The 11,376-nt window shown below is 63.8% G+C and carries 12 protein-coding genes; 11 read left to right on the top strand and 1 reads right to left on the bottom strand.

Annotated features, from left to right (window positions below; genetic code table 11):
• From EN964_RS11320 to EN964_RS11375, 11 genes are all read left to right on the top strand, one after another.
• Positions 1–1,040 (top strand): PLP-dependent aminotransferase family protein (locus tag EN964_RS11320; protein ID WP_164775782.1); only part of this gene is annotated, 1,040 nt, incomplete at its 5' end.
• Between the two features lie 272 nt (positions 1,041–1,312).
• On the top strand, positions 1,313–2,104 hold the full coding sequence (ehuA, locus tag EN964_RS11325; protein ID WP_127271555.1) for an ectoine/hydroxyectoine ABC transporter ATP-binding protein EhuA: 792 nt from the start codon (positions 1,313–1,315) through the stop codon (positions 2,102–2,104).
• Between the two features lie 87 nt (positions 2,105–2,191).
• The gene (gene ehuB / locus EN964_RS11330; RefSeq protein WP_127276363.1) at positions 2,192–3,088 is read left to right on the top strand and encodes an ectoine/hydroxyectoine ABC transporter substrate-binding protein EhuB; all 897 of its coding nucleotides are present in this window, start codon (positions 2,192–2,194) and stop codon (positions 3,086–3,088) included.
• A gap of 110 nt (positions 3,089–3,198) precedes the next feature.
• Positions 3,199–3,858 carry an ectoine/hydroxyectoine ABC transporter permease subunit EhuC gene (gene ehuC, locus EN964_RS11335; RefSeq protein WP_013530328.1) on the top strand — a complete coding sequence of 220 codons (660 nt, stop codon included), beginning with the start codon at positions 3,199–3,201 and terminating at the stop codon, positions 3,856–3,858.
• 34 nt (positions 3,859–3,892) lie between these two features.
• The gene (gene ehuD / locus EN964_RS11340) at positions 3,893–4,552 is read left to right on the top strand and encodes an ectoine/hydroxyectoine ABC transporter permease subunit EhuD (protein ID WP_127270574.1); all 660 of its coding nucleotides are present in this window, start codon (positions 3,893–3,895) and stop codon (positions 4,550–4,552) included.
• Between the two features lie 3 nt (positions 4,553–4,555).
• The gene (eutA, locus tag EN964_RS11345) at positions 4,556–5,332 is read left to right on the top strand and encodes an ectoine utilization protein EutA (RefSeq protein WP_127270572.1); all 777 of its coding nucleotides are present in this window, start codon (positions 4,556–4,558) and stop codon (positions 5,330–5,332) included.
• Between the two features lie 183 nt (positions 5,333–5,515).
• The gene (eutB, locus tag EN964_RS11355; protein ID WP_127270570.1) at positions 5,516–6,511 is read left to right on the top strand and encodes a hydroxyectoine utilization dehydratase EutB; all 996 of its coding nucleotides are present in this window, start codon (positions 5,516–5,518) and stop codon (positions 6,509–6,511) included.
• Positions 6,508–7,500: an ectoine utilization protein EutC gene (gene eutC, locus EN964_RS11360; protein WP_127273333.1), complete on the top strand. Its 993-nt coding sequence runs from the start codon at positions 6,508–6,510 to the stop codon at positions 7,498–7,500. Before eutB ends, eutC begins: the two co-directional genes overlap by 4 nt.
• Before the next feature lie 154 nt (positions 7,501–7,654).
• Positions 7,655–8,833 (top strand): ectoine hydrolase DoeA, encoded by a 1,179-nt coding sequence (doeA, locus tag EN964_RS11365; protein WP_127271633.1) that lies wholly within the window; start codon positions 7,655–7,657, stop codon positions 8,831–8,833.
• Positions 8,834–8,838: 5 nt separating this feature from the next.
• Entirely contained in the window at positions 8,839–9,837 is a 999-nt protein-coding gene (gene doeB / locus EN964_RS11370) for a N(2)-acetyl-L-2,4-diaminobutanoate deacetylase DoeB (protein ID WP_127272431.1), read from the top strand.
• Positions 9,838–10,307: 470 nt separating this feature from the next.
• The gene (locus EN964_RS11375; RefSeq protein WP_127271474.1) at positions 10,308–10,562 is read left to right on the top strand and encodes a DUF768 domain-containing protein; all 255 of its coding nucleotides are present in this window, start codon (positions 10,308–10,310) and stop codon (positions 10,560–10,562) included.
• Between the two features lie 69 nt (positions 10,563–10,631).
• On the opposite strand, the gene EN964_RS11380 is transcribed toward EN964_RS11375, so the two are convergent.
• The coding region (locus EN964_RS11380; RefSeq protein WP_127276365.1) for a P1 family peptidase at positions 10,632–11,376 on the bottom strand (745 nt) is incomplete at its 5' end.

Here is an 11,376-nt window from a genome sequence, read left to right on the forward strand (position 1 = left end):
AACAAGCACTGGGCTGGCTGGCTGAGAACCTGCCGTCGAGTTCAGCACTTTCGTTCCGGCCCAACATGGTGTTTCCGCGCCACCGCGCGGTGGCGGTCGAATGGCTGAGGCTTTGTGGCCTCGATGCATCGCCGCAGAACGTCAGCCTGACCAACGGCGCCACCGCCGGCATGACCGTGGCGCTGATGAGCGTCGCGCCGCCGGGTTCGACGGTTGCCACCGAGGCGATCGGCCACCATACGCTGGTGCCGTTGGCACGCTATCTCGGCTTCAATCTGGAAGGCCTGCCGATCGACGACAACGGCCTGATCCCGGAAGCGCTGGACGAGGCCTGCCGGCTTTCCGACATCCGCGCGGTCTTCGTGCAGCCCTCGGTGATCAACCCGACGGCGACCCTGATGGATGCGCGGCGGCGAGAAGAGATCGCCGCGGTCGCGCGCAAGCACGACATCGCCATCATCGAGAACGATGTGCTCGGTCCGCTGGTCGAAGACCGGCCGCCGCCGGTTGCCGCGTTCGCGCCGGAGCGCACGCTCTACGTCACCTCCTTCACCAAGATCACCGTGCCCGGTCTGCGCATCGGCTATCTGGCCGCGCCCGACCGCTACGTCGCCGCCGTCGCCAACCGGCATCTGGTCTCGAACTGGATGGCGACGCCGCTGGTGGCCGAGATCGCCACCAAATGGGTGACCGACGGCACGGCGATGGAGCTTGTCCACTGGCAGCGCGCGGCTTTGCGGCGCCGGCAGGATATTGCAGCGCAAGTGCTGGCGGGGGTGGACTATCGCGCCCGGCGCGACGGGTTGCATGTCTGGCTGCAACTGCCGGCCGACCGGGCTGAGGAAAGCTTTGTCGCCCAGGCTCGCCTGCAGGGCGTGGCGATTGCACCCGGCACGTCCTTCCGTATTTCGGCTGCGCCGTGGCATCCGGCGGTTCGTATCTCGCTGGGTTCGACCACCGAGGGGGAACTGCGCGCCGGCCTCGGCGTTGTCACCAAGCTTTTGCTCGGCGATCCCGAGCACCTGCTGCTCGCTATCTAGCGAGTGCGCCGCTATCCGGGTGATGCCGGCCTGCGAAAGGCAGCCTCCTGCGCTTCCGGTACTCACGTACGAAAAGTACGCTCCGTTCCGGTTCTCGGAGGCTCCCATTCTCGGCTCGGCCTGACCCGAATCCCGGCGCACTCTTCGGCACTGGTTGCTCAAGAATTGTGCGGAATGGGAAATATTGTCATGATATTATTTTTCCGATTGACATGATTTGGCGCGTTCCGCATCGTTAAGGGGCACAGGCTTCTCCAGCACGGGGAATTTATTTGTCCGCATCAGCGCCCATCATCAAGATCGACGGCATCTCGAAGAGCTTCGGCAGCTTCAAGGTGCTGGACGGCCTGTCGATGCAGGTCATGCCCGGCGAGAAGCTGGCGCTGATCGGCCCGTCGGGCTCGGGCAAGACGACGATCCTGCGCATCCTGATGACACTTGAGCGCATCGATGGCGGTCATATCCAGATCGACGGCGAGCAGCTCTACCACATGGAACGCAATGGCCAGCTGCTGCCCGCCGATGAGCGGCATCTGACAAGGATGCGGCGGAAGATCGGCATGGTGTTCCAGCTGTTCAACCTGTTTCCGCACAAATGCGTCATGGACAATGTCACGCTGGCGCCGATGCTGACCAAGGGCACGCCACGCGCCGCCGCCGAAAAGCGGGCGATGGAACTGCTCGAAATGGTCGGCATGGCCGACAAGGCCAAGTCCATGCCGGCGCAGCTATCCGGCGGGCAGAAGCAACGCGTCGCGATCGCCCGGGCACTCGCGCTGTCGCCGAAGATCATGCTGTTCGACGAGGTGACGTCGGCGCTCGATCCGGAGCTCGTCGAGGAGGTGATGAACGTCATGCGCAAACTCGCCGCCGAGACCGACATGACCATGCTGCTGGTCACCCACGAGATGGGTTTCGCCCATGATTTCGCCGACCGGGTGCTGTTCTTCGATCGTGGCAGAATCGTCGAGGAAGGCAAGCCGGACGAGATTTTCCGCAATCCCAAGCAGGAGCGCACGCAAGGCTTCCTGAAGAAGATCATCGCGGCCGGACATCGCGTCTGACCGTAATGCCGAGGCGGCAACGCCGCCATCAAAGGCGGCGAGGCCGCCCGTAACAAAAGCAAGACAAGAAACAAGGAGTTGGGAACAATGAACAAACTTGGCATTCTGGCCGGCGTTGCCGGTCTTGCACTGACGGCGGTGCTGGCCGCCTCTATCCCCGGTTCGGCCGACGACAGCAAGCTCGAACAGCTTAAGGCGCAAGGTTTCGCTCGCCTCGCCATCGCCAACGAGCCGCCCTACACGGCGGTCGCCGCCGATGGCAAGGTTTCGGGTGCCGCGCCCGATGTGGCCCGCGAGATATTCAAGCGGCTCGGCGTCGCCGACGTCGCCGCTTCGATCTCTGAATATGGCGCCATGATCCCCGGCCTGCAGGCAGGTCGCTTCGATGTCGTCACCGCCGGCCTGTTCATGAAGCCGGAACGCTGCGCCGCCGTCGTCTATTCCGAGCCGGTGCTTTGCGATGCCGAGGCGATGTTGGTGAAGAAGGGCAATCCGAAGGGCTTCAAGAGCTATGAGGATGTCGCCAAGGATACGACTGCGACCATCGGCGCGCCAGGCGGCGGCACCGAGGAGAAGCTCGCGCTCAATGCCGGCGTGCCACGCGATCGCGTCATCGTCGTGCCGGATGGCCAGAGCGGCGTGAAGATGCTCCAAGATGGTCGCATCGACGCTTATTCGCTGCCCGTCCTGTCGATCAATGATCTGGTCAAGAAGGCCAACGATCCGAACCTCGAAGTCATCGCTCCGGTGCAGGGCGCACCGGTCTATTGCGACGGCGCCGCCTTCAAGAAGGGCGATGAGGCACTGCGCGACGCCTTCGACGTAGAACTGGCCAAGATGAAGAAATCAGGCGAGTTCGCCAAGATTATCGAACCCTACGGCTTCTCGGCGGCGGCGGCGATGTCGACCAGCCGCGACAAGCTCTGCGCGGCGAAGCGATTTTTCCTTCTCCCCGTTCAACGGGGAGAAGGTGTCACGAAGTGATGGATGAGGGGCGGCGCCAAGTTCTGAGACTCTAGTGCCGCCCCTCATCTGCCTGCCGGCATCTTCTCCCCGTACGGGGAGAAGGAGCTAAACCCAACGTTGGAACGTAAATGACCCAGTGGTCCGGCTATTTCGGCCTGATATTGCAGGGAGCGCTTGTCACCATCGAGCTGACGCTGATGGGGTCGGTGCTGGCGTTGATCATGGCCTTCCTCGCCGGCATGGGGCGCGTATCGCGCTTCTTTGCGCTGCGTTGGTTGGCCACCGCCTATATCGAATTCTTCCGCGGCACCTCGATCTTCGTGCAGTTGTTCTGGGCCTATTTCGTGCTGCCCTTCATCGGCATTTCGTTGACCCCGTTGCAGGCCGGCGTGCTGGCGCTCGGCCTCAATGTCGGCGCCTACGCCGCCGAAGTCGTGCGCGGCGCCATCCAGTCGATCGGCCGCGAACAGTATGAGGCCTGCACCGCGCTCAATCTCGGGCGGTGGCAAGGCATGCGCCACATCATCCTGCCGCAGGCGCTGCTGGTGATGCTGCCGACTTTCGGCAACAACGCCATCGAATTGCTCAAGGCGACCGCCGTGGTGTCGCTGATCTCGCTCACCGACCTGACCTTCCAGGCGCAGGTGGTGCGCGCCCAGACCGGCAACACCCTGGTGCCATTCACCACCATCCTGATCATCTATTTCATCCTCGCCCTGCTCATCTCGTGGGGCGTGCGCTCGCTGGAACGACGCATGGCGCGCGGCCTCGATGGGGTGCGTGCCTGATGGCCAATTTCCTTCTGATAAATTGGGCCTGCTGATGGAATGGGATTGGAATTTCGTCTGGGAAATCATGCCGACGCTGATCCAGGGGGTGAAGATCACCATCCTGGCGACGCTGCTCGGCTCGGTGCTGGCGGCGGTCGTCGGGCTGGGCATTGCGCTGGCGCGCCGCTCGCCCAACAAAGCGCTGTCGCGCACGGTCGGCTGGGCGGCTGAATTCATCCGTGGCACGCCGCTGCTGGTGCAGCTCTATTTCATTTTCTACGTGCTGCCCGACATCGGCATCCTGTTGCCGCCGCTGGTCGCCGGTGTCATCGGGCTCGGGCTGCATTACGGCACCTACACGGCCGAGGTTTATCGTGCCGGCATCGACAATGTGCCGCGCGGCCAATGGGAGGCCGCCAAGGCATGCAATTTGAGCGCCAGTCAGACCTGGACCCACATCATCATTCCGCAGGCCATCCCGCCGATGATTCCGGCGCTCGCCAATTATTTCATCGCCATGTTCAAGGAAACGCCGCTGCTGTCGGCAATCACCGTGCTGGAACTGATGAACCAGGCCAAAAGCGTCGCCAACACCTACTATCGCTATATCGAGCCGATCACCTTGGTCGGTGCTTTCTTCCTGGTCATCAGTCTGTTTTCGGTCGTGCTGCTGCGCTGGCTGGAACGCCGCTACGGCAAGATCGAGAGGTAACCGATGAAACCCTTGCCCGAGATCAAGATCTACCCGAAACGGCCGGCGCTGGATGCACGCCCGCTCGACATGCGCATCGGCCTGATCATCCTGGCCACTGACCACACCAGCGAACCGGATTTCCGCCGCATGGTGGCGAGCGAGCGGGTCGGCGTCTATGTCGCGCGCATTCCCTATGCCAACCCGACGACGCCTGAAAACCTGCGCAAGATGCAGCCGGCGCTGACGGCGGGCGCCGCCCTGATCCTGCCGGACGAGAAGCTCGATGCCATCTGCTATTCCTGCACTTCGGCCTCGGTGGTAATCGGCGATGCCGAGATCGAGGCGGCGATCCAGGTCGCAAAGCCCGGCGTGCCGGTGGTCACACCGCCGATGGCGGGCGTGCGCGGGCTGCGTGCGCTGGGCGCAAACAAGCTCAGCATCCTCACTCCCTACACGGTCGAGACATCCAGGCCGATGGCCGCCTATTTCGCGGCGCGCGGCTTCGAGATCGTCAGCTTCACCTGCCTCGGTTTCGAGGACGACCGCGAGATGGCGCGCATCGCACCGGCAACCCTTGTCGATCTTGCGCGGGAAGCGACCGACGCCAGCGCCGATGCGCTGTTCGTGTCCTGCACGGCGCTGCGTAGCGCCCTCGCGCTCACCGGCATGGAAAAGGCGATCGGACGTCCCGTGGTGACCAGCAACCAGGCGACCGCCTGGAACTGCCTGAGATTGTGCGGGGATGAGGCGCCGCATCCTGAGTTCGGGCGGCTGATGACGTTGCCGTTGGTTCAGTAAGACGATGTCCCACATTCACGAGCGACCCCCTCTGGCCTGCCGGCCATCTCCCCCTCGAGGGGGGAGATTAGCTGCTGCCCGGCTTTCGCCAATCACCGACGTGACAGGAAGAACGGCAGCGTCGAAGCTGCCAATCTCCCCCCTCGAGGGGGAGATGGCCGGCAGGCCAGAGGGGGTCGCCCCATGACGCGCGCCGTCGCCCTAGCGGACATCCGTATCGCCCGTGACCGTATCGCTGGCAAAGTCGAGCGCACGCCGACCGTGCTGTCCCCGAGCCTATCCGAACAACTGGGCGTCCCCGTTCACCTCAAGCTCGAACACCGGCAGACCACCGGCAGCTTCAAGCTGCGTGGCGCCTCGAACGCCGTCGCCTCGTTGAACGCCGAACAGAAGGCGCGGGGCGTGGTCGCGGCCTCGACCGGCAATCATGGCCGCGCGCTGGCGCATGCGGCGAAGCTTGAGGGCATGCGCGCCGTAATCTGCATGTCGCGCCTGGTGCCCGGCAACAAGCTCGACGAGATCCGCCGGCTTGGCGCGGAGGTCCGCATTATCGGCGACAGCCAGGACGATGCCCAGCAGGAGGTCGATCGGCTGGTGGCGCAAGAGGGGCTGGTGATGCTGCCGCCCTTCGACCATCCCGACATTATCGCCGGGCAAGGCACGGTCGGGCTTGAGATAATCGGGCAGGTCCCGGATGCCGCCCTCGTTCTGGTCCAACTCTCCGGCGGTGGGCTCGCCTCAGGGGTTGCTACGGCCATCAAAGGCGTCAGCCCCCGGACAAAAGTCATCGGTGTCTCGATGGCGCGTGGCGCGGCGATGAAGGCCAGCCTCGATGCGGGCCAACCGGTATTGGTGGAAGAATTGCCGACGCTGGCGGATTCGCTCGGCGGCGGCATCGGCCTCGACAATCGGCTGACCTTCGCCATGTGCCGCGACCTGCTCGATGATGTCATCCTGCTCAGCGAAGACGAGATCGCCGCCGGAATCCGTCACGCCTATGCGCAGGAGCGCGAAATCGTCGAGGGCGCGGGCGCTGTCGGCATCGCCGCACTGCTGGCCGGCAAGGTCAGGTCGGACGGGCCGGTGGTTGTTCTGCTGTCCGGTCGCAACATCGATATGGACGCGCACCGCACAATCGTTTGCGGCGTAGCGCCATCGCTCAAGGAGCGCGCCGCATGAGCCGGATGACCATCCTTACCGAGAAAGAGTTGCGGGCGATCGTGACACTCGATCTCGATGCCGTCGCCTGCGTCGAAAACGCCTTCCGTGCGCTTGCCACTCTGCCGGTGGCGATGCCGCCGATCCTGCGGCTAGACATTCCCGAGCATCGCGGCGAGGTCGACGTGAAGACCGCCTATGTGCCCGGCATTGACGGTTTCGCCATCAAGATCAGCCCCGGCTTCTTCGACAATCCGAAGCTCGGCCTGCCCAGCGTCAACGGCATGATGGTGCTGCTGTCAGCCAAGACCGGCCTGGTCGAAGCGCTGCTGCTCGACAACGGCTATCTCACGGATATCCGAACCGCTGCTGCCGGCGCCGTCGCCGCCAAACATCTGTCGCGGCAGGACTCGTCCGTTGCCGCGATCTTCGGCGCTGGCGTCCAGGCCGGGCTGCAATTGGAAGCACTCATGCTGGTGCGGCCGATTGCCGAGGCGCGCATCTGGGCACGCGATGCGGCAAAGGCCGAGGCAACCGCCGGAGCCCTGCGCGAAAAGCTCGGCATTCTCGTGCATGCCGAGCCCGACGCGGCAAACGCGGTCGCCGGCGCCGACATCATCGTCACCACGACGCCTTCGACCGAGCCGCTGATCAAGGCCGGCTTCGTTTCCGCAGGGCAGCACATCACCGCGATGGGATCGGACGCCGAGCACAAGAACGAGATCGCGCCGGCAATCCTGCGCATGGCCGATCTCTATGCCGCTGACAGTGGCCGCCAGACAAAGCGGCTGGGTGAGCTGCATCATGCAATCGCGGCGGGCGTGATGGCCGCCGAGGAAGAGGTGACCGAACTCGGCCAGATCATCGCCGGCGCGAAACACGGACGGCGCTCGGCCAGCGACATCACCATCGCCGATCTCACCGGCACTGGCGTCCAGGACACGGCGATCGCCACGCTCGCTCGAGACCGTGCGCGGGTGGCCGGTTCCGGGGCCATCTTCGAAAGCTGATGCTGGCCGCAGGAGCATGATCCGGAAAAGTGGGAACCGGTTTTCTCGGACAAACGGTTTTCCGTTTGTCCAGAGATCACGCTCAAACAAGAACGACGAGTTGGATTCAAAGCTGATACCGGCCGCAAGGCCCAACAAACGAGGACCAAGAACAATGCAACCGAACCTGAGATTCTCGCGCGGCGAATATGCGGATCGCCTCGCCAAGACACGCAAGGCCATGGAGGCCAAGGGCGTCGATCTTCTTGTTGTCAGCGATCCTTCCAACATGGCCTGGTTGACCGGCTATGACGGCTGGTCGTTCTATGTGCACCAGGCGGTTATCGTGCCGCCTTCGGGCGAGCCGGTCTGGTACGGCCGCGGCCAGGACGCCAACGGCGCCAAGCGCACCGCTTATCTCGCGCACGACAATATCGTCGGCTATGCCGATCACTATGTGCAGTCGACCGAGCGCCACCCGATGGATTTTTTGGCCAGCGTGCTTGCGGATCGCGGCTGGGGCAAGCTGACAGTCGGCGTCGAAATGGACAATTACTGGTTCTCGGCGGCCGCCTTTGCGTCGCTGCAGAAGCATCTGCCCAATGCCCGCTTTGTCGATGCCACCGCGCTTGTCAACTGGCAGCGTGCGGTGAAGAGCCCGACCGAGATCGATTATATGCGCAAGGCGGCCCGCATCGTCGAGGCCATGCATCAGCGCATCTTCGACAAGATCGAGGTCGGCATGCGCAAATGCGATCTCGTCGCCGAAATCTATGATGCCGGCACGCGCGGCGTCGACGGTATTGGCGGCGACTATCCGGCGATCGTGCCGCTGCTGCCGTCGGGTGCCGATGCCTCGGCGCCGCATCTGACCTGGGATGACAGAGCGATGAAGCGGGGCGAGGGCACCTTCTTCGAGATTGCCGGCTGCTACAACCGCTATCACTGCCCGCTGTCGCGCACCGTCTTCCTAGGCAAGCCGACGCAGGAATTCCTCGATGCCGAGAAGGCGACGCTGGAAGGTATGGAAGCCGGGCTGGCTGCCGCGAAACCCGGCAACGCCTGCGAGGACATCGCCAACGCCTTCTTCGGTGTCCTCAAGCGATACGGTATCGTCAAGGACAACCGCACCGGCTACTCGATCGGCCTGTCCTATCCGCCGGACTGGGGCGAGCGCACGATGAGCCTGCGTCCCGGCGACCGCACCGAGCTCAAGCCCGGCATGACCTTCCATTTCATGACCGGCCTGTGGCTGGAAACGATGGGACTGGAGATCACCGAGTCCATCCTGATCACCGAAACCGGTGTGGAGTGCCTGGCCAATGTGCCGCGCAAGCTGGTGGTGAAGGATTGAGCCCGATGTCCAGCACCCGCCCGTCGCCGATCGCGCCGACCGTCGATTTCGACCGCGACGGCATTCAGCACGGTTTCCTGCGCTTGCCCTACAGCCGCGACGATTCCGCGTGGGGCTCGGTTATGATCCCGATCTGCGTCATCCGCAACGGCAACGGGCCGGCAGCGCTGCTGACCGGCGGCAACCATGGCGACGAGTATGAGGGGCCGCTGGCCCTCTACGATCTCGCCAGGACCCTCGATCCCAAGCAAGTCAGCGGCACGGTGATCATCGTGCCGGCCATGAACTATCCGGCCTTCCGTGCTGGCACGCGCACCTCGCCGATCGACAGGGGCAACATGAACCGCAGCTTTCCCGGCCGGCCGGACGGGACGGTGACCGAGAAGATCGCCGACTATTTCCAGCGTGAGCTGCTCCCCCGCGCCGACATCGTGTTCGACTTCCATTCCGGCGGCAAGACGCTGGACTTCGTGCCGTTCTGCGCCGCGCATACTTTGCCCGACAAGGCGCTGGAACAGAAAGCCTTCGACGCGGTCGCGGCCTTCGCCGCCCCGTTCTCGATGCGCATGATCGAGATCGACGCCGTCGGCATGTATGACACGGCAGCCGAGGAGATGGGCAAGGTCTTCGTCAGCACCGAGCTGGGCGGCGGCGGCACGTCGCGTGCGCAGACGGTGCGGATCGCGCGGCGCGGCATTCTCAACGTACTGCGCCATGCTGGCATTGTAGATGGTGCGGTCGAGAAGACTCGAACCCAGTGGCTCGACATGCCGTCGGGCGATTGTTTCTCCTTCGCCGAAGATGACGGCATGATCGAAACCATGGTCGATCTCGGTGAGCCCGTCGAAGAAGGCTCGGTGCTGGCGCGCATCCATTCCACCGGCCGCACCGGCATCGCCCCGCAGGAGATCCGGGCAAAAATGTCGGGCATGCTGGCGGCGCGGCATTTCCCCGGGCTGGTCAAGGCCGGCGACTGCGCGGCGGTGGTGGCTGTGCACGTCTGAGCGATTCCGCCGAGGCTTGCTCCACCCGGTTCGCGTCCATCGTCACTTGCTCTTGATCCGTTGCGGAGCCTTCGGCGCGGCGGAAAGAAGCAGCATGGCGAGCGGAGTCGACATTGCAGGAGGATGTCACTATATAGCGGCGGCTTCGACCTGCGCGCCCGAGGGCAGCACCTCGAAGCAACTGTGAATGTGTAGTGTGTTGCGCCATCTATTGTGACGGAAATCGGCTCGGAAACCGGAAAAAAGCAAATAGAAACAGTGGCGCAGCGCTGGGCGTGACCCAGCCAACGGTACCGACCCCTCCAGAATCAGAAAATGCTCTTGACCCCTCGATTTCCTATGGCTCTGTGGACCTTGGACGGCATTGGCTTGCCGGACGACCGCGACTCGGCTGGAATGGGGACATGCATCCTTTGCGGGATGTCGACGTTTGTGATTACCAACCGGCTTTGCCGCCAGGGAACAGCAGTATGAGTGAACACGCCATCGAATTCTTGCGGGGATGGATCGGCGAAAAGGTCCATTGCCAGTCCTCCCAGGCAAGGATCGACAAGCAGGCCGAAACCCTGGCCAAGGAGTGCGCCGCCGAGGCGGCCGAGGTCGGCATCCCGCTGGAGGACATCCAGGAAGAAGTCGGCGATATCCAGGAACTTATCGCATCCCGGCTTGAGGAAGCGGCCGAGGCCGAGGAAAGCCAGCAGGCCCCCGGAAAAGCCGCGGAATGATCAAAGCCGCGGAATGATCGCATAGCGGCGACGTGTTCCAGCGCGGGCTTGTGGCCCGCGTTTTTGTCTTCAGCCAAACTTCTCCTTCAGCCACGTCTTCGGCAGCGCCGGCACGAAATTCCCGTCGCGTCCGGTCATATCGTCATTGGCAACCAGCGCGTTGAGGATTGCTTCCTCCACGGTCTGGATCACTGCATCGAAAAACGGATCGATATCGGTGTCCGGAATAAAATCGGCGCTGGCGATGCGGCCGGATGGCGCCAGCGCCGCGCTCGCATTGGCGGTCGAGAAGGCGATAAAAATGTCGCCTGAACTGTGATAGCCGAAGCCGCCGGTCAAGGCGACGCCAAGCGGCACCCGTCGGGCCAGCCGCTTCATCTGATGCGGCAGGAACGGTGCGTCGGTGGCGGCGACGGCAATGATCGAGCCCTTTTCAGCACGCGGTGTGCCTTCGCGGACCGCCGGTTCGAGAAGCTCCGGCCCGGCGCGCAGGCCGCGAATGGTGATATTGCGCCGTTTTCCAAAATTAGACTGCACGAAGGCGCCGACGGTGTAGGCACGGCCTTGCCATTCGACGATGCGCGACGCCGTGCCGGAGCCGGCCTTGAAGCCGAAGGTGATCATGCCGGTGCCGCCGCCGACGCTGCCTTCCTCGATAGGCCCGCCGGCGGCACCGTCGAGAGCCTGCGCAACATGCTCTGACGTCAAATGGTGGCCGTTGATGTCGTTGAGGAAGCCGTCATAGGTCTCCGCCGCCACCGGCAGCCCCCAGCCGCTGTCGAGCGCTGCCGGCAGCACGCTTTGCATCCAGCGC

This window comes from Mesorhizobium sp. M7A.F.Ca.CA.001.10.2.1, assembly GCF_003998575.1.
Taxonomy (GTDB): domain Bacteria; phylum Pseudomonadota; class Alphaproteobacteria; order Rhizobiales; family Rhizobiaceae; genus Mesorhizobium.